Consider the following 21715-nt stretch of genomic DNA (forward strand, 5'->3'; position numbering starts at 1 on the left):
GCTTTTGAAAGGCACCGAGATCGGCTCCCTTCCCCCTCTCCCCCCTGGGGGAGAGGGCTGGGGTGAGGGGGATCGATGTCAGCAACACCACCACATCCAAGCGAAAAAAGGCCGCATCCTAAGATGCGGCCTTGTCATATCCACCGAACATCAACCGCCATCCGTATCAATATCAGCATCCGTCTCCTCCCCCGGCTTCGCCCGATCCGGCTGCGGTTTGAAACCCGGGCTGAACTCGTTGTCGTTGTCCGTGTGCTTGTTCTTCTGATCCACTGCCGGGTCTGCGCTCTGCGCCTGACCATCCTCGCCCTGCTGCTGTGTCGGCGACGGTTGCCCCGGCACCTGCGGGTCAATCGCTGGATCATTGCGGTTAATCGGCTCGCCAGATTGGCTCTGCTGCTTCGTTTGCTCGTTCATGGCCACCTCGTTGGTCAAACACGCCCGACACACATCCGCCGGGTGTTAAAGATTCGAAGCCTGGCCCGCGCCAACGTTCAAAACTTCGCCGCCCGCTTGATGGTGCCAATCGGAACGCCGCAATTACCGGCTCAAGGCCCGAGCCAGAAACGGCGCGGTTTTGCTCTTCTTGCTCGCCGCAACCTTCTGCGGTGTACCCGCCACCACGATTCGACCGCCCTGATCCCCCGCGCCCGGCCCGATGTCGATCACCCAGTCACTCTGCGCGACCACGCGCATTTCGTGCTCAACGACAATCACCGTGTGCCCAGCCGTCACCAGCGTATCCAACTGCTCCAGCAACCGATCGACATCACGCGGATGCAGCCCGGTGGTCGGTTCGTCCAGCACGTACAAGGTCGCGCCGCGCTGGTTGCGTTGCAATTCGGTGGCCAGTTTGATCCGCTGCGCTTCGCCACCGGACAACTCCGTGGCCGGTTGCCCCAGGCGCAGATAACCCAGGCCAATATCGCGCAGCACTTCGAGTGACCGGCGAATCCCCGCTTGCTCGGCAAACACCGTCACCGCTTCCTCGACGGTCAATTGCAGCACCTGCGCAATGCTCAAACCCTCCCAGAGAATCGCCAGGGTCTGCGGGTTGTAGCGCGCGCCATGGCAGGTCGGGCACGGCGCATAAACACTCGGCATGAACAACAACTCGACACTGACAAAGCCTTCACCCTCGCAGGTGGCGCAACGGCCCTTGGCGACGTTGAAGGAAAACTGTCCGGCGTCGTAGCCGGCAGCCCGTGCCGCGTCGGTCGCGGCGTAGAGCTTGCGCACGTTGTCGAACAGCCCTGTGTAAGTGGCCAGATTGGAGCGTGGCGTGCGGCCGATGGGTTTCTGGTCGACCTGCACCAGTCGCTTGATCGACTCCAGCCCCGACGTCACCTGGCCGCTGCTGACCTGCGGCGCGGCGTCCTCGAGGCTGAGTTCTTCCGGCTCACTGTCTACCGTCGGCCGCCCTAACTGCGCGCCGACCAGTTCCAGCAAGGCCTGACTGACCAGACTCGATTTGCCCGAGCCAGACACGCCGGTCACCGAGGTAAAGCAGCCCAGCGGAAATTCAGCACTGAGATTATTCAGGTTATTGCGGGTGATCCCGTCGAGCTTCAGCCACGCCGTCGGTTTGCGCGCGGTGCGTGCCTGGCGCTGCGCTTCGGCAAACAGGTAGGCGCGAGTCTGCGATTGCTCGATCTCGGCCAGACCTGCCGGCGGGCCGCTGTACAGCACCTGCCCACCCTGCTCGCCCGCCGCCGGGCCGACGTCGATCAGCCAGTCGGCGCGGCGCATGGTTTCCACGTCGTGCTCGACCACAAACAGCGTGTTGCCGTCCGCCTTCAAGCGCTGCAACGCCTCGAACAACGCCTCGCCATCGGCCGGGTGCAAACCGGCGGAGGGTTCGTCGAGCACGTAGATCACCCCGAACAATTGCGAACCCAGTTGCGTCGCCAAGCGCAAGCGCTGCAACTCACCGGACGACAGCGTCGGGGTGCTGCGCTCCAGCGCCAGATAACCGAGGCCCAGATCGGTCAGGGTGCTGACCCGCTCCAGCAGATCCTCGGCAATGCGCTGCGCCGCCAGGCGCTTCTCCAGCGACAGGTTTGGCGTGTGGCGCACGTCTGGCGCGCTGCCGTGGCCGCTGGCACCGTGGGCCACGCGCTGCTGGCGCGCCTCGCGGGTTTGCGCGTGACTTAAGGTCTCGCCGGTTTCTTCAGCGTGTTCGAGGTAGCTGGCCGCCGCCACCGGCCGCAGCACCTCGGCCACTTGCAGCAACGGCATCTGCGACAGCTCGCCGATGTCATACCCGGCAAACGTCACCGACAACGCCTCACGTTTCAGGCGTTTGCCATCGCATAACGGGCAAGGGCTGCCGAGCATGAACTGCGAAACGCGCTTCTTCATCAGCGCACTTTGCGAGTGAGTAAACGTGTGCAAAATGTAGCGCCGGGCGCCGGTGAAGGTGCCCTGGTAACTCGGCTCCATCTTGCGTTTGAGGGCGACGCGGGTTTCTTCCGGGGTCAGCCCGGCGTACACCGGCACGGTCGGGGTTTCTTCGGTGAAGAGAATCCAGTCGCGCTGTTTTTTCGGCAGCTTCTTCCATGGAATGTCGACATCGATGCCCATGGTCACAAGGATGTCGCGCAGGTTCTGTCCCTGCCACGCCAGCGGCCAGGACGCCACCGCGCGCTGGCGGATGGTCAGGTTCGGGTCCGGCACCATCAGCGCTTCGGTGACCTCGTACACCCGGCCGAGGCCATGGCATTCGGGGCACGCGCCTTGCGGGGTGTTCGGCGAGAAGTCCTCGGCATACAACATCGGTTGCCCCGGCGGATAACTGCCGGCGCGCGAATAGAGCATGCGGATCAGGCTCGACAGCGTGGTCACGCTGCCCACTGACGAGCGCGTACTCGGCGTGCCGCGTTGCTGTTGCAGGGCCACGGCCGGCGGCAGGCCTTCAATGGAGTCGACATCCGGCACGCCGACCTGATCGATCAGCCGTCGCGCGTACGGCGCCACCGACTCAAAGTATCGGCGCTGGGCCTCGGCATACAAGGTCGAGAACGCCAGTGACGACTTGCCAGACCCGGACACCCCGGTGAACACCACCAGCGCATCGCGGGGAATGTCGACATCAACGTTCTTCAGGTTGTGTTCACGGGCGCCACGTACCCGGACCATGCCGGTGGGCGCTTTGGAGGTGCGTTTGGAAGTCATCGACCTGCCTTGGTGAAGGAATGTTCTACGTTCAGCTACCGAGCACCACCCGAATCATCTGCAACATGGCTTCCGGGCTGTACGGTTTGCCAAGCAAGTGCGTGTCAGGGCTTAACTGGTGATTGCGTGAAATGATGTCGCGGGTGTGCCCAGAGGTGAACAGCACGGCCACCGGCGGTGTCTGCACCTTGGCCCAAGCGAACAGGTCGGAGCTTTTGATCAGCCCCGGCATGACCACGTCAGTGAAGATCAGGTCCACCTCGACACCTTCGAGGAGCATTTGCATGGCCGCATCGCCATGACCGGCGGTCAGCACGCGATAACCCTCCTCGCGCAACAATTCGACCGCCGAAGCGCGCACGGCGTCATTGTCCTCGACCACCAGAATCGTTTCGTGGCCGCCGCTCTGCTGCCTTTGCAGGCTGGGCGCCTCATCAAGGATCGGCCGCAGACTGCGCGGGAAGTACAACTGCACCCGCGTGCCCTCGCCGAGGGTGCTGGTGATCTCGACATGCCCGCCGCTCTGTTTGACGAAGCCAAACACCATGCTCAAGCCCAGCCCGGTGCCCTGACCGTCAGCCTTGGTGGTGAAGAACGGCTCAAACACTTGCTCGAGAATCTCTGGCGGGATGCCGGCGCCGGAGTCACTGACCGCGACGCGGACAAACTCACCGGGAACGATGCCTTTACCGGCACAGAACTCGCGTTCGAGCCGCACGTTAGCAGCGCTGAGCGCAATGGTGCCCTCGCCCTTCATCGCATCGCGAGCATTGATCGCCAGGTTGAGAATGGCGTTTTCCAACTGGTTGCGGTCGACGTTGATGTGCCACGGCTTTTGCGGCAGTTGCACGTCGATCTGAATGGTTTCACCCAGCGCTCGCTGCAGCAATTCGCCGACACCTTCGAAAATCTGCTGCGGGTTGCACACCGCCGGCGACAAAGGCTGGCGCCGGGCGAACGCAAGCAATTGCGAGGACAGCTTGGCGCCGCGTTCGACCGCTGCCAGCGAGGCGCTGACGCGGCGCTGCACGTTGGCATTGTTCGGTTCATGGCGCGCGAGCAGATGCAGATTGCCGGCGATCACTTGCAACAGATTATTGAAATCGTGGGCGACGCCGCCGGTCAGACCACCAATCGCTTCGAGCTTCTGTGACTGGCGCAACTGCTCTTCAGCCGCCAGCCGCGCCTCGACTTCTTCGCCTACGCGCTGTTCGAGGTTGCGGGTAAATTTGAGCAGGGATTCTTCGGCAATCTTGCGTTCATGAATGTCGATCAGGACGCCGGGGAAGCGCAACGGCGCACCGTGTTCGTCGAACTCACAGGCGCCACTGGCCAACACCCAGGAATAACTGCCGTCACTGCGCCGCACGCGATATTCGGCGTTATACGGTTCACCGGTCTGCACGGAATGGACGACCCGCTCCTGCACCCAGGCGGCGTCATCGGGATGGATGCGCGACTCGGCGATGTCCTGCGGGAGGTCGCTAAGATCCTGATCCGGCGGATAGGAGAACGTGCGGGCGAATCGCTCGTCTGCCGACAACGTGTTGTTTTTCACGTCCCAGACAAACGAGCCGAGCAAGGCCCCGGCATTCAACGCCAGACGCACCCGCTCGTTGTCGGCGCGGTAAGCACTTTCGGCTTCCTGCCGCCGGCGTTCGGAGTGCATGAACTCGGTGGTTTCCACCACCATCGCCATCACTCCGGCCGGCTTGCCGTCATCATTGGCCACCGGGCTGTAATACAGGTCCATCCAGACGTCTTCGGGGACGCCATCGCGCAACAGCACCAACTCTTTATTGCGAAACGACAAGGTGCCGCCGGCCAGGCAGGTATCGACCACATGCCGGTTGAAATCGGCGACTTCCGGCCAGCCCAGCTCCACCGGCGCACCGAGTAGATACGGGTGCCGACCACCGGCAAATTTCGAATAGGCATCGTTGTAGATCATGTACCCGGCATAGCCCCAGAGCATGACCATCGGCAGCGGCGACGCCAGCATCAGTTGCACCGCGCTGCACAGGCTGGCCGGCCAGCTGTTCAGCGGACCGAGTTCAGTATGGCTCCAGTCGAACGCACTGATGCGCCCGGCCATTTCGCCTTTCCAGCCGTCACAACCATGGCTATCGGATAAAAACTGCATCGACTGACTCAGTGTCCTGTGGTGATTGCCCGATAAATCGCGACGCCATAACGACGCGACGCCCGTCTGTTTCGAGCGCCTCCAGTCGCATTGGTTTCATATGATATATAGCCGATTTCATCCCCTCCCGGAACCTAAACCCCGATCAGGTGCTTGAGCGGATGGTAGCCGGTTTTCATTTTGGCGGCGGCGTCGAGAATGGCCTTCTCGATGCCGTTCAGATGCGTGCAGGTCAGCTCGATGGCGGCGCTCTGATTGCCGGCCTCGATGTATTCGATCAGGCGCAGGTGTTCGTTGTCGCGGCAGACTTCATGGCTGTCGTCGTCCAGCGCTGCAGCGTACAGCGAAGCGCGGGAGATCAGTTTCTGGAACCAGTCGAGCAGCACCGGGTTATTCAGGCTGCACGCCAGTTTGATGTGGAACTCACCGAGCAGATGGATCAGCCGTTCGTGATCTCCCGCCGCGTGGGCTTCATCTTCCAGCAGCAGGTGTTCGCGCAAATCCTGCATCGCCGCGCTGTCCTTGCGCCGGCACAGTTCGGTAACGATGCCGATCTCGATCAGCCGGCGGGTTTCAAACAGCGAGCGGAGCTCTTCATTGCTCGGCAGCGACACCGATGCCCCTTTATTCGGCTCGGTGGTGACCAGTCCATCGGCCTCCAATTGCTTCAATGCCGCGCGCACCGACGTGCGGCTGACATTGAATAATTCGGCTAGCGAGGCCTCACCCAGTTTCATCCCCGGGCGCAACGAACGCTTGCTGATCGCCTCGTAAACCCCTTGGTAGACGCGGTCGACCGTGGTTTCCGGTTTCTTTTCGGTCATTTGGGCACTCCTTTAACGTCGAGCAACTGAGTGCCACGCAGGATATAGCCTTCGGCTTCGAGATGCAGGGTCTTGATTGCACGTTGAGTGCGGATCACCCATCGAGGCGGCGTCGCGCTACCTGCCTGCTCGTTGCAAGCAGGACACATGTGCCGGGAGGGGGCGGTGAGCAGGCTCACGCGTACATTTGATCTTTCCCACGCAGTGCGTGGGAAAGATCTTACTGGGTTCAGTCAGTGCCGTACTTCGGCGAGCGCGGGCCGTATAGCAGGCCTGCCCGGTGTCCGGCCGAGAGCAGACGATTGCTCGCCACACCGGCAATCGGGTAGCCGGCATCGGTGGAGCTGTTGATGATCTGCTTCACTGCCGCCGAGATCAGCATGCCGACGATACCGCCGGCATTGCTATTGCCGCCCTCTTCGCTCGACGCCCGGGCCGAACCGGTCCACAGCGTCGTGCCACTTTTCAGGTCGACCAGTTTCGCCGTCGCGGTCACTGCCGTTTCGCTGCTGATCACCATGTAGCGCGTACCGTATTCGGTCACGGTGATGTACAGCGCAGCGTCCGCACCGAAGATTTCCTTCAGTTTGCCTGGCGGTGCCTGATGGATGTCGTCCGGGGTGCTCAGACCATTCTGGCGGAACGTCTCATCAACCAGCGCAATCGGCAGCACGTAGTAACCGGCTTCGGCCAGTGGGAAGGTCACCTGCGACAACAGGCTGTAGGACGCCTTCACATCCGGCGAAGTGTTCAGCGGAGGCAGCACCAGAATGGTTTTCGGCCGCGCCTGTTTGTAGGCCGAGTAATCCACGGTCTTGGGCGCAACGCAGCCACCCAGCACGATCAGGGCCAGACCGGCGGCCAGCAGTTTCAAGGTGCGCGCGATCATTTCGCGTCTCCGGTCTTGGCGTTTTTGAGCAGGAAATCCATGTACGTCCCAGACTCGGGGAACAGGGTTTTCTCGGTTTTGAACTGCTGCACCATCTGGTCGTCCTTGCCCATGCTCAGATAGAGCAGGCCAAGGTGCGCGTGGTAACCCGGCGGTACAGCCTTGCCGGTGGAGCGGATTTTCTGCAGGTCACGTTCCAGCGCTTCGGCCTGGGCTTCTTTCGGCTCTTCGCCTTTGAAGTATTCGTAGACCTGGGGCTCGTAACCTTCCCACTGGTACAGGGTTTGCGGGCCGGAGGCACAACCGGCCAACAAGGCGCTGGCGGCCAGCGTCAGCGCCATCAGCGCGCGCGACAAAGTCAGATTCATGGGTGTTGCTCCTTGCAATGGGCGTCGATCAGTTGCCCGGTTTCCAGGCACCGGCGTTCATGCCATCGACCAGACGATTGATCGCCTCGCGCATGGCCAGATCCAGTACTTTGCCGTTGAGGGTGGAGTCGTAGGCAGCGGTGCCGCCGAAACCGATGATTTCGCGGTTGGACAAGGCGTATTCGCCGGCGCCCTGGGTCGAATAGACCACTTCGGAGGTACTGATATTGACGATATTCAGGTTGACCTTGGCGTAGGCCACCTGAGTCTTGCCACGGCCGAGGATGCCGAACAGTTGGTGATCGCCGGTCTCTTTGCGGCCGAACTCGGTGACGTCGCCGGTCACCACGTAATCAGCACCTTTCAGACGCTGAGCCTGGCCCTTGATCGCCGCTTCCTGCTGGATTTCGCCCATGTTGTCGCGATCCAGCACGCTGAAGCGGTTGGTCTGCTGCAAATGGGTGATCAGGATGGTCTTGGCCTGACCGCCGAGACGATCGACGCCGTCGGAGAAAATCCCGCGCATATAGCTGGAACGGTTGTCGAACTTGCCCACGGCCATTGGCACGCGAACGCCGGTCCAGACCTGGGAGGCGCTTTCAACCTTGGCCACCGGCAAGGCGCGCGAGCTTTCGGTCGCGCAACCTGAGAGTGTGCCAGCCATCGTGCCAAGCACAGCAATCGCGACGCCTGAGACCAGCATCCGGGAGATCATTCTCACTGAGTATTCCTTTGAAAAACGGGGATGTCCCGGCACGACAATGCGCAGCGGGAGCTGAAAAGGGGCGGCATTATGACAAAGTGCCATCATTCGTGACAGGTTTTTTTGACGCCAGTGAATTGGCTGTTCCGGACTTGATCGTTCCCACGCTCTGCGTGGGAATGCAGCCACGGACGCTCCGCGTCCGCTGTGACGCGGAGCGTCACGGGAGGCGTTACCACGCAGAGCGTGGGAACGATCAGATCAGGGCGCGCTAATGGAAATCGCGGCTCTGCACGCGGATGCCATTGAGCAGCGAGCTGAGGTCGCTCAGGCGGCCGGCGATCAGGTGGCGCACTTCGCCTTCGCGCTCCCAGCGGCCATCGACCTTGAGCAATTGCGAACCGACCAGTACTTGCCGCTGACGCTCGGCCAGATCACGCCAGACCACCACGTTGACGTTGCCGAATTCGTCTTCCAGGGTGACGAAGGTCACACCACTGGCGGTGCCCGGTCGTTGCCGTCCCGTCACCAGCCCGGCGATGCTCACCGGTCGGCCATGTTCGACTTCAAGCAACTCCTGCGAACTGCGGCAGCGCCGGGCTTTGAGTTCGCCGCGCAACAGTGCCAGCGGATGCGGCCCCAACGTGGTGCCGACGGTGCTGTAATCGGCGTGCAGATCCTCGCCAACGCTGGGTTTGGGTAGTACCACCTCCGGCTCCTCCTGACTCGGCAACCCGGCAAACAGACCCAACTGTTTCTGCACCCCGGCGACTTCCCAGCGCGCCCGATGCCGATGTCCGGCCAGGCCACGCAACGCCCCGGAATCGGCGAGCAACGCCTGCGCCCGACTGTCGAGCGCCGCCCGCTCGCCCAGGTCGGCGACATCGGCAAATGCCCCGCGCGCGCGCGCCGCTTCGATGCGCCGGGCATCGTCCTCGCGAAAGCCCTTGATCATCCGCAGACCCATGCGAATCGCCGGTTGCACCGTCGTGGTGGTTTCCAGGCTGCAATCCCAGTCACTGGCGCGCACGTCGACCGGGCGGATCTGCAACTGATGCCGGCGCGCATCCTGGAGGATCTGGTCCGGGCTGTAGAAGCCCATTGGCCAGCTATTGATCAACGCGCAGGCGAACGCCGCCGGTTCGTGGCACTTGAGCCAGCAACTGGCGTAAGTCAGCAAGGCAAAACTGGCGGCGTGGGACTCGGGAAAACCGTAGCTGCCGAAGCCTTTGATCTGTTCGAAAATCTGCGCGGCGAACTCCGGCGTGTAGCCGTTCTTCTTCATGCCGGCGGCGAGGCGTTCCTTGTGCGGTTCCAGTCCGCCGTGGCGTTTCCACGCAGCCATCGAGCGACGCAACTGATCAGCCTCGCCAGGGCTGTAATCGGCGGCGACGATGGCGATCTGCATCACCTGTTCCTGAAACAGCGGCACGCCGAGGGTTCTTTCCAGAACAACCTTGAGCTCTGGTGACGGGTAGGTTTCCTCTTCTTCCTTGTTCCGGCGACGCAGATACGGATGCACCATCCCGCCCTGAATCGGTCCCGGGCGGACGATGGCCACCTCAATCACCAGATCGTAGAACTTCGCCGGTCTCAGGCGCGGCAGCATCGACATCTGCGCCCGCGACTCGATCTGGAACACGCCGATGGTGTCGGCGCGGCTGATCATGTCGTAGGTCGGTTTGTCTTCGGCTGGAATCGTCGCCAGGCTCAGATCCAGATTGCGATGGTGGCGCAGCAGGTCGAAGCAGCGGCGAATCGCGCTGAGCATGCCGAGGGCGAGAATATCCACCTTGAGCAGGCCGACTGCATCGAGGTCATCCTTGTCCCACTGAATGATCGTGCGCTCGGCCATGGCGGCGTTTTCCACCGGCACCAGCGTGTCCAGCGGCTGCTCGGAAATCACAAAGCCGCCGGGATGCTGCGACAGGTGCCGGGGGAAGCCGATCAACTGCCCGGTCAGACTCAGCACCCGGCGCAGCACCGGGCTGTCCGGGTCGAAACCGCCTTCGAGCAAACGCGCGACCGGCGGTGTTTCATCGCTCCAGTGGCCGCAGCAATCAGCCAGTGCGTTGATCTGATCCGGCGGCAGGCCCAAGGCCTTGGCCACGTCGCGTACTGCGCCGGCAGCGTGGTAGGTGCTGACCACCGCCGTCAGCGCCGCACGACCACGGCCGTAACGGCGAAACACGTATTGCAGGACTTCTTCGCGGCGCTCGTGCTCGAAATCGACGTCGATGTCCGGCGGCTCGTTGCGCTCCTTGGACATGAAGCGTTCGAACAGCAGCGTGGTGCGATCCGGGTCGATTTCGGTGATGCCCAAGGCAAAACACACCGCCGAGTTGGCTGCCGAACCACGGCCCTGACACAGAATCTTCTGCTCGCGGGCGAAGTGCACCACATCGTGCACGGTGAGAAAGTAGCTTTCGTAACCGAGTTCGGCGATCAGCTTCAGTTCATCGTCGATCTGCTTGAGCACTTTGCCTTGCGGCCCCTGTGGCCAGCGCCAGGCGATGCCCTCTTCGGTCAGATGCCGTAGCCAGGAACTGGCGCTGTGCCCCTCCGGCACCAGTTCTTTCGGATACTGATAACGCAACTCGCCCAGGTCGAAGGTGCAGCGCCGGGCCAGGCTCATCGACTCATCCAGCAGAGCCTGCGGATACAACTCGCGCAACACTTCGACACTGCGTAAATGCCGTTCGCCATTGGGATGCAGGCGTAACCCCGCCTCGGCCACCGGCACGTGATGACGGATCGCAGTCATGGTGTCCTGCAAGGCACGCCGGCCACGGGCATGCATGTGCACATCGCCGCTGGCCACGGCAGGAATCTGCAACTCGGCGGCCAGCCCCAACATCGCCGCCAACCGCTGCTGATCGTCCTGGCCACGATGCAATTGCACCGCCAGCCACAACCGTTCGCCAAAGGTCTGCTGCAGCCATCGACCCTCCTCCACGTCATCAAGCGAGTCCGGCACCCACAACACCAGCAACCCCGGCAACGGCTCGGCGAAGTCTTCGCGCAGCACCTGATACTGGCCCTTCTGCGTGCGTCGTCGGGCGCGGGTGATCAGGCCGCACAGCGCTTGATAGCCCGCCAGACTCTCCACCAGCAGCACCAGTTTCGGGCCGTTTTCGATACGCACTTCGCTGCCGATGACCAGCGGTAGCTCCACCGATTTCGCCGCTTGCCAGGCCCGAACGATTCCGGCCAGCGTGCACTCATCGGTGATCGCCAGTGCCTGATAGCCGTGCTTTTTTGCGCGCTGGAACAGTTCCAGCGCACTGGACGCACCGCGCTGAAAACTGAAGTTCGACAGGCAGTGCAGTTCGGCATAACCGTCGTTCATGCAAACCAGCCTTGCAGCCACAGCGGACCGCCCTCACCCACCGCCCGATAAGCCCAGCCCTGCTGTCCGGCGCGATTCTGGATCAGGTAATAATCACGGCGCACGTCGTCACCGTCCCACCAGCCGGATTCGATGCGCTCCGGGCCCATGAGAATCCGCGCCGAACCTTCCGCCACGCTTTGTGGCTCGCCGAGCAACCAGCCCGGACGATGCACGTTCGGCAAGCCTGCGCAGCGTTGTTTATCAACGCCGTGCTGCCACGCGCACTCGGGACGATGATCGGCCTGAAAACGCAACCCCTGCACCGCGTCATCGCCCAAGCGCGCACGCAGGCGTTCGCGCAACTGCTCCCACGGCAAGGTCTGCTGCGGACGGTCGTCGAACAGTTGCTGAAACTGCGGCACGAAACTCGGCAGGTCCTCGGCGCGCAGACGAAAGCCGCGCACGGGCGCCTCGACTTGCACTTGTTCCAGCCGGCCACGGGCCAGTTCGAAGAGCATCGCCGGATCACGTTCGGCGCTGAGCAGGCCGACCTTGATGATGCTGTCCGGCAGCCCGGCGTGTTCCAGGTGCAGATCGAAACGCTGCACGCCGCTGTCACGCCCGCAGAGGAACGCCGACAGATCGCCGGTCAAACGGCGTAACGGGAACAACAGTGCCTGATGGGACTGCACGTCGAAATTCAGTTCGATGCGTACGTCGAAACGATCCGGCGGCAGGTAAAACGCCAGCGCCAATGGCCGCGCGCCGAACAGCGTGTCGAGATGCTTGAGCATCTGCGCTTCGAAGCGCCGGGCCAGCGCCTGACGCGGCAGGCTCTGCACCTGACTGAGATTGCGCAGGCCCATACGTGATAACGCCGTGGCCACTGCGGGTTCCAGACCGACGCGGTCGACGGGCAACTGACCGAGATGATGCTGCAAGGCCTCGCCGTCCGGCACCACCAAGCCGTCATAGGCGTTGGCCAGCACCCGCGCCGCCACGGGATTCGGTGCCGCGACGATGCGATGGCGGAAACCCAGATCAGTCAGTTCCCGGCGCAGTCGTGCTTCGAACTGCGCCCACGAACCGAACAGACCCAGGCTCGATTCGATCTCGAACACCACGGTGCGCGGGTAATGCACGCTGACCTGCGAGCTGAAACGGTAGGCCCACGCGGCGAGAAACTGCTGCCAGTGTTCGACCTCGGCGGCCTCGTAATCAGCCGTGGCAAAGCCTTTGCTCATGGCCTGGGCGGCGGTCATCGACTGGCCTGCGCGCAAACCAAGCTTGCGCGCCGCCGGATTGACCGCTTGCAACACCCGGCGCTGGGCCGGGCCGTTAAGCAGCACCAACGGTTCATCGGGATCGGGCCGCTGACGCAGCACGGCGTCCAGGGCCAATTGCGGAAACAGGATACACACCCAGCGCATGGTGACCTCAGTGCCCCACAGCAAAGGCAATCGGTGCCGTACGCGCCAGCCCGCCACGGCACTTGAGTACGCGCAACTGTGCAGGTCTGGCGTCGATGGCAATGCGTAACGCCGCCGGTGACGGGTTGATCGCTTCGCTCAACGGCCGCCAGGCAAACGCCAGGGTCTGACCGGTTTCCGCCGCCACCTGCAAACGGCGCAACGCGCGATCATCAGCCTTGTGCGGCCAGCACAGCACCGCGCCGCAACTGCCCGAACGTAAACATTGTTCCGCCGCCCACAAGGCATCGCGCTCGGTGGCCTGGATCACCGACAACTGGCGCAGATCGACCCCGGCGCTTGCCCACGCCTGCGGGTACGGCACGAACGGCGGCGCCACCAGCACGATGCGCTCGCCCGCCGCCGACAACCGCGCCAGCGTCGGCCAGACTAGCTGCAGTTCGCCGACACCGGGACCGGCCAGGAGGATTTCGCTCAACGCCGCTTCCGGCCAGCCACCGCTGGGCAGTGCCGCGTCCAGCGCGGCGTGGCCGGTCGGCTGCGGGCTGGCGGCCGGTGGCGCAGGGCGGCCTTTCCAGACCTGGCCGCCATTGAACAGCGTATCCAACGCAACGACGGCGCCCATCAGCCTTGCCTCACCAGACCGCAAAACACCCCTTCGATGGCCAGATCCTGATCGTCACGCACGACAATCGGCTGATACGCCGGGTTGCGCGGCAACAGGCGCACGGCATCGCCCAGCCGTTCGAAGCGTTTGATGGTGACTTCACCGTCGAGGCGCGCTACGACGATCTGGCCGTTGAGCGCCTCGGGATTGCGCTTCACGCCGACCAGATCGCCGTCGAGAATGCCGTCCTCGATCATCGAATCGCCCTGCACCCGCAGCATGTAATCGGGCGTGCGGGAGAACAGCGCCGGGTCGAGCAGCAAGCGGCTATGGATGTCGGCATCGGCGCCAATCGGCGCACCGGCAGCGACGCGGCCGAGCACGGGGATGTCGAGCAATTCCGGGCGTGCCGGCTGCCCGAGCAGGCGAATGCCCCGGGCCTGATGCGGATTGACCTCGATAAACCCGGCTTCGGTGAGCGCAAGCACATGCTTGCGCGCCACGCTGCGCGAGGCAAAACCAAAAGCCTCGCTGATTTCAGCGAGGCTTGGGGGCTGACCGTGTTCGGCGATTCGATCGCGGATAAAAGTCAGAATGGCAGTACGGCGGGGAGTCAGGTTCGTCATGGAGTACATTTGTACTCCTGTAGGATTTTCCTGACAAGCGCCGCAGGTCGGCCCAGGCCGACGCAGGAGTTGCCGAAGGTTCGGCAGCGCCTGCATTGATCTTCAATGGCCACTTGATCAGGGTGAAGTGGCCTGCCGATACTCGCGTGGCGTAAACCCGGTCGACGCCTTGAACTGGCGCGTGAACGCGCTGTGATCGGTGTAGCCGCATTGCAGCGCCACGTCCGTTATCGGCAGGTCGGTGTGCAGCAATCGATGCGCGTGTTCCAGGCGTACTTTCTGGATCATCTGCCGTGGCGTCAGGTGGAATACCCGTTTGCAGTAACGCTCCAGTTGCGCCACGGAAATGCCGGCGATGCGGGTCAGTTCACCGAGGGTCACACGGCGATTGAAATTCCCGCGAATATGCTCATCGACAGCCGCCAGCCGCTCGAATGCCGGGTGGGTTTCACTGGCCGATTGCAGGTCCACCGAAATCCCCGCCAGACCGATAATCACCCCGTCACGGTTATACAGTGGCTGCTTGTGCGTCAGGCACCACCCCGGTTCGCGGCTGCCGTACAGATGCAGTTCGAGCTGATCCTCCAGCACAAAACCCTCCTCCAGCACCTTGCGATCCTGCTCTGTGTAGCCCGGCCCGAGTTGCGCCGGAAACACCTGCGCGCTGGTCTTGCCCAGTAACGGACGCAAATCCTTCAAGCCACAGCGCTGCACCAGCGTGCGGTTGGCAAGCACGTAACGGGCCTGCACATCCTTGATGAAAATCGCCGCATTGGGGATCACATCAAGCATCGGCAACAACAGCGCCGCGCCGGCCAAGAGTTCCTCCAGTGTCTGCGGACGCTGGCCATTCATGCCTTGAGCCAGGATCGAAAACGCCTGCTGCATCAAAGATTCCCCTCGTAACGTGGACAGACCAAATGCCCGCCATGCGCCGTTCGCCCGCAGATTGCAGCATCGTTCGCGGCGTGTCGAGGGCCATGTTTTATCGGCGTCATTGTGCTGATTTCGTCATCGAAGCCAGCAAAAAACATCAATCGCCGCGAGGTCGATGAGTTCAAAGTCTGGCCGTCCCAGTGACACAACTGCCTATCCAATAACTCACAAGAAGGCGATGCCATGTCAGGCCAAGGCAAGTTCAAAAAACAGCTTTCACTGATCGACCTCACATTTATCGGGCTGGGGGCGATCTTCGGTTCCGGCTGGTTGTTCGCGGCCAGTCATGTGTCCGCCATTGCCGGCCCGGCGGGGATTTTTTCCTGGCTGCTGGGCGGCTTCGCCGTGTTGTTGCTGGGCATCGTTTACTGCGAACTGGGCGCCGCATTACCGCGCGCCGGCGGCGTGGTGCGTTATCCGGTTTACTCCCATGGGCCGCTGCTCGGCTACTTAATGGGTTTCATCACCCTGATTGCGTTTTCCAGTCTGGTCGCCATCGAAGTGGTCGCTTCGCGCCAATACGCAGCGGCGTGGTTTCCCGGCCTGTCCAAAGCTGGCACCGGCGATCCGACGATTCTCGGCTGGCTGGTGCAGTTCGGGCTGTTGTGCGTGTTCTTCCTGCTCAACTACCGCAGCGTGAAGACCTTCGCCAAGGCCAATAATCTGGTCAGCGTGTTCAAGTTCATCGTGCCGCTGCTGGTGATCGGGGTGCTGTTCACCTTCTTCAAACCGGCCAACTTCGAGGTGCAAGGCTTTGCCCCGTTTGGCCTGTCCGGCGTCGAGATGGCCGTGTCGGCGGGTGGCATCATTTTCGCGTATCTGGGCCTGACGCCGATCATCTCGGTGGCCAGTGAAGTGAAGAATCCGCAGCGCACCATTCCCATTGCGTTGATCCTCTCGGTGCTGCTGTCGACACTGATTTACGTGCTGCTGCAAATGGCCTTTCTCGGCAGCATCCCGACGGAAATGCTCGCCAACGGCTGGGCCGGAATCAGCAAGGAATTTGCCCTGCCGTATCGCGACATCGCACTGGCGCTGGGCGTGGGCTGGCTGGCGTATCTGGTGGTCGCCGATGCGGTGATCTCGCCGAGCGGCTGCGGCAACATCTACATGAACGCGACCCCGCGAGTGATCTATGGCTGGGCGCAGACCGGGACCTTCTTCAAGGTCTTCACCCACATCGATGAAAAGTCCGGCATCCCGCGCCCGGCGCTGTGGCTGACCTTCGCCCTGTCGGTGTTCTGGACCTTGCCGTTCCCGTCGTGGGAGGCGCTGATCAACGTGGTCTCCGCTGCGCTGGTGTTGAGCTACGCCGTGGCGCCGGTGTCGGTGGCTGCGCTGCGCCGCAATGCGCCGGACATGCCACGGCCGTTCCGGGTCAAGTGCATGGGCGTGCTCGGGCCGGTGTCGTTCATCATCGCCGCGCTGATCGTCTACTGGTCGGGCTGGAGCACCGTGTCGTGGCTGCTCGGCCTGCAGATCCTGATGTTCGTGGTCTACCTGCTCTGCGGTCGATTTGTGCCAACCGCTCACCTGAATCTGGCCAGCCAAGTGCGTTCCTCGGCGTGGCTGATCGCCTTCTACGCGGTGACCATCGTGCTGTCGAAACTCGGCACCTTCGGTGGCCTCGGCATCCTTGCCCATCCATTCGACACCCTTGTCGTCGCGGCGTGTGCCACCGGCATTTACTACTGGGGCGCGGCGACCGGTGTACCGGCGCATCTGCTGCGCCTGGAAGAGGACGACGAGGACAGCGAAATCGCTTCCCCCGCCTCGACCGTCTCTGCGCGCCCTGCCGGCGCCTACTGAAATCATCCAACGGGACATGTTCATGAAACGAGTACACGTGATTGATTCCCACACCGGCGGTGAACCGACGCGCCTGGTGATGAAAGGCTTCCCCGAGCTGCCCGGCAACAGCATGGTCGAGAAGCGCGATGCGCTGCGCACTCAACATGATCAATGGCGCCGCGCCTGCCTGCTGGAACCGCGCGGCAATGATGTGCTGGTCGGCGCGTTGTATTGCGAACCGGTCTCGGCGGACGCCACTTGCGGGGTGATCTTCTTCAACAACGCCGGCTACCTCGGCATGTGCGGCCACGGCACCATCGGCCTGATCAACTCGCTGCAGTACCTGGGGCAAATCGAACCGGGCGAGCACAAAATCGACACCCCGGTCGGCCCGGTCAGCGCCACGTTGCATGACGACGGAACCGTCACCCTGGGCAACGTCCCCGCTTATCGCCATCGCAAACAAGTGTCGGTGGATGTGCCGGGGTTCGGCCGCGTATTGGGCGACATCGCCTATGGCGGCAACTGGTTCTTCCTCGTTTCCGAGCACGGCCAGACGCTGACCATGGACAACGTCGAACACCTCACGGCGTACACCTGGGCGATGCTCAAGGCCCTCGAAGACCAAGGCATTTACGGCGAGGACGGCGCGGTGATCGATCACATCGAACTGTTCGCCGATGACGATCAGGCCGACAGCCGCAACTTCGTCATGTGCCCCGGCAAAGCCTACGACCGCTCCCCGTGCGGCACCGGCACCAGCGCCAAACTCGCCTGTCTGGCCGCCGACGACAAGCTGCAACCCGGCGCAACCTGGGTGCAGGCAAGCATCACCGGCAGCCAGTTCGAAGGTCGCTTCGAATGGCAAGGCGAACGCATCCGCCCGTACATCACCGGCCGCGCCTACATGACCGCCGACAGCACCTTGCTGATCGACGAAGCAGACCCGTTCGCGTGGGGCATCTGAACCGCCACGCTGACTTTTCACCTCAATTTGAATGATGTGCCAAGGAGTTAAAACAATGAGCGACAACATCTTCACCGGTTGCATGCCGGCCCTGATGACACCGTGCACCGCCCAGCGCAAACCGGACTTCGACGCGCTGGTGGCCAAGGGTCGCGAGCTGATCGACATCGGCATGAGCGCCGTGGTTTATTGCGGTTCGATGGGCGACTGGCCGCTGCTGACCGAGGCCGAGCGTCAGGAAGGCGTGGCGCGTCTGGTCGCGGCGGGTATTCCGACGATCGTGGGCACTGGCGCGGTGAACTCACGCGAAGCGGTTTCCCACGCGGCCCATGCGGCGAAAGTCGGCGCGCAGGGTTTGATGGTGATTCCCCGCGTGCTGTCTCGCGGCGCTTCGGTCACCGCGCAAAAGGCCCATTTCGCCGCGATTCTGCAAGCCGCGCCAAATTTGCCGGCGGTGATCTACAACAGCCCTTACTACGGCTTTGCCACCCGCGCGGATCTGTTCTTCGAACTGCGCCGCGAGCACCCGAACCTGATCGGCTTCAAGGAATTCGGCGGTGGCGCCGACCTGCGTTACGCCGCCGAAAACATCACCTCCAAGGACGATGATGTGACCCTGATGGTCGGTGTCGACACGCAAGTGGTGCACGGTTTCGTCAACTGCAACGCCACCGGCGCCATCACCGGCATCGGCAACGCCCTGCCCCGCGAGGTGCTGCAACTGGTCGCCCTGAGCAAGCAAGCGGCCAAAGGTGACGCCAAGGCCCGGCGTCAGGCGCGGGAACTGGAATCGGCGCTGGCGGTGCTGTCGTCGTTCGATGAAGGCTGCGACCTGGTGCTGTATTACAAACACCTGATGGTGCTCAACGGCGACAAGGAATACACCCTGCACTTCAACGAAACCGATGCGTTGAGCGACTCGCAGCGGCGGTATGCCGAGAAGCAGTATTCGCTGTTCCGTCACTGGTACGAGAACTGGTCGGCGGAACAGAACTTCGCCTGATCACGTCCCCCTCACCTGCCGCGAAGCCTTGTGATTCGCGGCAGGCCTCCCTCTTTTTATCAGGAAGACACCATGACTTTGACGGGCCACATGCTGATCGGGCAACACATGATTGCCGGCAATCGCAGCGCCATTCGCGGGATCAATCCGGCTACGAATGAAACGCTGGAACCGGCGTACGCCGGTGGAGCGGCCGAGCATGTCGAACAGGCCTGCGCGCTGGCCTGGGCAGCGTTCGATGTTTATCGCGAGACAACCCTGAATGTCCGCGCTGAATTCCTGCAATGCATTGCCGAAGAAATCGAAGGCCTCGGAGATGAACTGATCGACCGTGCCCACGCCGAAACCGGCCTGCCGCACGCGCGTCTGCTAGGTGAACGCGGGCGTACTTGCCAACAACTGAGAATGTTCGCTCGCACGGTCCGCGCCGGTGAATGGCTGGATGTGCGTGTCGATAGCGCGCAGCCGCAACGCCAGCCGTTGCCGCGCGCCGATCTGCGTCAACGGCAGATCGCGCTGGGGCCGGTCGCGGTGTTTGGCGCGAGCAATTTCCCCCTGGCGTTCTCCGTGGCCGGCGGTGACACCGCATCGGCGCTGGCCGCCGGTTGCCCGGTGATCGTCAAGGCGCACAGTGCGCATCCCGGCACCAGCGAACTGGTCGGCCGCGCAGTCGCTCGAGCGGTAAAAACCTGTGGTTTGCCGGAAGGCGTGTTCTCGTTGCTGTACGGTTCCGGCCGCGAAGTGGGCATTGCGCTGGTCACGGATCCACGGATTAAAGCAGTGGGTTTCACCGGCTCGCGTAGCGGTGGTCTGGCGCTGATGCAAGCGGCGCAAGCGCGGCCCGAGCCGATTCCGGTGTACGCGGAAATGAGTTCGATCAATCCGGTGCTGCTGTTTCCGGCGGCGCTGGGCAATCGCACGCAGGCGTTGGCTGAAGGGTTTGTGGCTTCGCTAACATTGGGCGCGGGCCAGTTTTGCACCAATCCGGGCTTGGTGATTGCCTTGAAAGGACCCGCGTTGGACAAGTTCATCGCCGCCACCGCCGAGCTGATTCAACGCAGCCCCGCGCAGACGATGCTGACACCCGGCATCTTCAGTGCTTACGAGTCTGCCGTGAATGCGCTGGCCGAAAATGCCAGTGCGAACATCACAGGTGTTGGTTTGAGCGCCAACGGCCCGAATCAATGCCAGGCCCATGTATTCGTGACCGAAGCCGCAGACTTTCTCGCCGATCAGCGCCTGCAAGCCGAAGCGTTCGGTGCGGCGGCGCTGATCGTGCAATGCGGCAGTGAAGCGGAAATTCGCCAGGTGACCGAACATCTGGAGGGCCAATTGACCGCGACACTGCATCTGGATGACCAAGACCTGCAACAGGCGCGTGCATTACTGCCGACGTTGGAGCGCAAGGCCGGCCGGTTGCTGGTCAACGGCTGGCCAACCGGCGTCGAGGTGTGTGACGCGATGGTGCATGGCGGGCCTTTCCCGGCCACCTCCAACGCCCGCACGACTTCGGTCGGTACCGCGGCGATCCTGCGTTTCCTGCGCCCGGTCTGCTATCAGGACTTCCCGGACAGCTTGCTGCCTACTGCACTGAAACAGGCCAATCCGCTGCAATTGCGCCGTCTGCTCGATGGCCAAAGGGAAGCGCAGCACCATGGCGAATAACGGCTCCCACGACATCGCCGTGGTCGGCGCCGGCATCATCGGCGTCGCCTGCGCGCTGCGTCTGGCTCGCCAAGGGTTGCGCGTGGTCGTGATCGATCAGCAGCAACCCGGCCACGGCGCCTCGTTCGGCAACGCCGGGCATCTGGCGACCGAGCAGGTGTTTCCAATTGCCGACGTGTCCATCCTCAAGCGCCTGCCGGCCATGCTGATGGACCCGATGGGGCCGTTGCGTCTGGACTGGAAATACCTGCCGCGCGCCCTGCCATGGTTCACCCGCCTGCTGCTGAATCTGCGCCCGACGCCTTTTCAGAACACCGTGGCGGGTTTGCGCGCGCTCAATGAAAACAGCCTGGACGCCTGGCAGCGCTTGCTCGCCGACATCCAGAGGCCGGACTTGCTGAAGATCGATGGTTCGCTGCTGGTGTTCGAATGCCCCGAATCGCGTCAGGCCATCCAGGCATTACAGGCTCGCCTGCATCAGCAGCAGGTACCGGTCGATTACTGGCAGGCCGGCGCCATCCGCGAAACCGCGCCGCAACTCAGTGAACAGATCCAGGGCGGTTTGTTCTTTCCACGCACCGGGCACTTTATCGATCCCTTCCGCGTGGTGTGCGAACTGGTCGAAGCGGCCAAGGCCAGCGGCGTGAGTTTTGTCCAGCAACAGGTTCAGGGCGGCTACGTGCAGGAGCACGGGGTTACGCTGACCACTGGCAATGGCGGCCTGACTGCAAGCCGCGTCCTGATCGCCTGCGGCGCACATTCAGCAAAACTCACCGCCGCCCTCACCGGCAAAAAAGTCCCACTGGACACCGAGCGCGGCTATCACCTGATGCTGCCGCAGGAACACGACCGACTGCCCTTCCCCGTGACCTCGCTGGAGCGCAAATTCATCATGACGCCAATGTCCGAAGGGTTGCGCCTGGCCGGCACGGTTGAATTCGCCGGACTGGAGAAACCACCCAGCATGGAGCGTGCGTGGCAATTGCACCGGTTGAGTCAGGGTTTGTTTCGCCAGGATCTGAATGCTGAAGCAGCGACGCCGTGGATGGGTTTTCGACCGTCATTGCCCGATTCATTACCGGTGATTGATCAGGTGTGTGGGGGCAAGGTGTTGCTTGCTTTTGGGCATCAGCATCTGGGGCTGACGCAGGCGGCGGTGACGGCGGAGATGGTGGTGCGAATGGCGGGCCTGTCCGCCTTTCCGGCAACGGCATTGCCGAGTGGCGAGCCCTATAGGTTGGCGCGTTTCTGACGGCAC

The 21715-nt window shown here is 62.7% G+C and carries 17 protein-coding genes; 5 read left to right on the forward strand and 12 right to left on the reverse strand.

Features of this window, described 5'->3' with window-relative positions:
* Positions 1-150: 150 nt before the first annotated feature.
* The 12 genes from ACOYXH_RS13165 to ACOYXH_RS13220 form a co-directional block, all read right to left on the reverse strand.
* The gene (locus ACOYXH_RS13165) at positions 151-417 is read right to left on the reverse strand and encodes a hypothetical protein (RefSeq protein WP_095047851.1); all 267 of its coding nucleotides are present in this window, start codon (positions 415-417) and stop codon (positions 151-153) included.
* A 123-nt stretch (positions 418-540) separates the two neighbouring features.
* On the reverse strand, positions 541-3174 hold the full coding sequence (locus ACOYXH_RS13170; RefSeq protein ID WP_095126638.1) for an excinuclease ABC subunit UvrA: 2634 nt from the start codon (positions 3172-3174) through the stop codon (positions 541-543).
* Between the two features lie 31 nt (positions 3175-3205).
* Positions 3206-5317: a hybrid sensor histidine kinase/response regulator gene (locus ACOYXH_RS13175; protein ID WP_258708352.1), complete on the reverse strand. Its 2112-nt coding sequence runs from the start codon at positions 5315-5317 to the stop codon at positions 3206-3208.
* Between the two features lie 134 nt (positions 5318-5451).
* Positions 5452-6141, reverse strand: a complete 690-nt coding sequence (locus ACOYXH_RS13180; protein WP_095047854.1) for a GntR family transcriptional regulator — start codon at positions 6139-6141, stop codon at positions 5452-5454.
* 229 nt (positions 6142-6370) lie between these two features.
* Positions 6371-7030 (reverse strand): DUF799 domain-containing protein, encoded by a 660-nt coding sequence (locus ACOYXH_RS13185; protein ID WP_460410787.1) that lies wholly within the window; start codon positions 7028-7030, stop codon positions 6371-6373.
* Positions 7027-7398, reverse strand: a complete 372-nt coding sequence (locus ACOYXH_RS13190) for a DUF4810 domain-containing protein (protein ID WP_093430820.1) — start codon at positions 7396-7398, stop codon at positions 7027-7029. The genes ACOYXH_RS13185 and ACOYXH_RS13190 overlap by 4 nt, the downstream gene beginning before the upstream one ends.
* A gap of 28 nt (positions 7399-7426) precedes the next feature.
* Positions 7427-8113 (reverse strand): CsgG/HfaB family protein, encoded by a 687-nt coding sequence (locus ACOYXH_RS13195; protein WP_162483052.1) that lies wholly within the window; start codon positions 8111-8113, stop codon positions 7427-7429.
* A 259-nt stretch (positions 8114-8372) separates the two neighbouring features.
* A complete protein-coding gene (locus tag ACOYXH_RS13200; protein WP_460410788.1) occupies positions 8373-11471 on the reverse strand; it encodes an error-prone DNA polymerase in 3099 nt (1032 codons plus the stop codon).
* The gene (locus ACOYXH_RS13205) at positions 11447-12862 is read right to left on the reverse strand and encodes a Y-family DNA polymerase (RefSeq protein WP_220556363.1); all 1416 of its coding nucleotides are present in this window, start codon (positions 12860-12862) and stop codon (positions 11447-11449) included. Before ACOYXH_RS13205 ends, ACOYXH_RS13200 begins: the two co-directional genes overlap by 25 nt.
* Positions 12863-12869: 7 nt before the next feature.
* Complete coding sequence (imuA, locus tag ACOYXH_RS13210) at positions 12870-13487, reverse strand: translesion DNA synthesis-associated protein ImuA (protein ID WP_093430813.1); 618 nt, start codon at positions 13485-13487, stop codon at positions 12870-12872.
* Positions 13487-14104 carry a transcriptional repressor LexA gene (lexA, locus tag ACOYXH_RS13215; protein WP_093430810.1) on the reverse strand — a complete coding sequence of 206 codons (618 nt, stop codon included), beginning with the start codon at positions 14102-14104 and terminating at the stop codon, positions 13487-13489. The genes imuA and lexA overlap by 1 nt, the downstream gene beginning before the upstream one ends.
* A gap of 108 nt (positions 14105-14212) precedes the next feature.
* Positions 14213-14983 (reverse strand): PAS domain-containing protein, encoded by a 771-nt coding sequence (locus tag ACOYXH_RS13220; RefSeq protein WP_460410789.1) that lies wholly within the window; start codon positions 14981-14983, stop codon positions 14213-14215.
* 231 nt (positions 14984-15214) lie between these two features.
* Here ACOYXH_RS13220 and ACOYXH_RS13225 point away from each other — a divergent pair, with 231 nt between their 5' ends.
* The 5 genes from ACOYXH_RS13225 to ACOYXH_RS13245 all read left to right on the forward strand — a co-directional run bounded on the left by ACOYXH_RS13225 (position 15215) and on the right by ACOYXH_RS13245 (position 21709).
* The gene (locus ACOYXH_RS13225) at positions 15215-16840 is read left to right on the forward strand and encodes an APC family permease (protein WP_116254868.1); all 1626 of its coding nucleotides are present in this window, start codon (positions 15215-15217) and stop codon (positions 16838-16840) included.
* Positions 16841-16862: 22 nt separating this feature from the next.
* Complete coding sequence (locus ACOYXH_RS13230; RefSeq protein WP_095048099.1) at positions 16863-17789, forward strand: 4-hydroxyproline epimerase; 927 nt, start codon at positions 16863-16865, stop codon at positions 17787-17789.
* A 55-nt stretch (positions 17790-17844) separates the two neighbouring features.
* Positions 17845-18792, forward strand: coding sequence for a dihydrodipicolinate synthase family protein (locus ACOYXH_RS13235; protein WP_460410790.1), 948 nt, complete (start codon positions 17845-17847; stop codon positions 18790-18792).
* A gap of 72 nt (positions 18793-18864) precedes the next feature.
* A complete protein-coding gene (locus ACOYXH_RS13240) occupies positions 18865-20457 on the forward strand; it encodes an aldehyde dehydrogenase (NADP(+)) (protein ID WP_460410791.1) in 1593 nt (530 codons plus the stop codon).
* Positions 20447-21709: an NAD(P)/FAD-dependent oxidoreductase gene (locus ACOYXH_RS13245; protein WP_095047861.1), complete on the forward strand. Its 1263-nt coding sequence runs from the start codon at positions 20447-20449 to the stop codon at positions 21707-21709. Before ACOYXH_RS13240 ends, ACOYXH_RS13245 begins: the two co-directional genes overlap by 11 nt.
* Positions 21710-21715 lie beyond the last annotated feature (6 nt).

The organism is Pseudomonas sp. Mb7 (assembly GCF_054790525.1).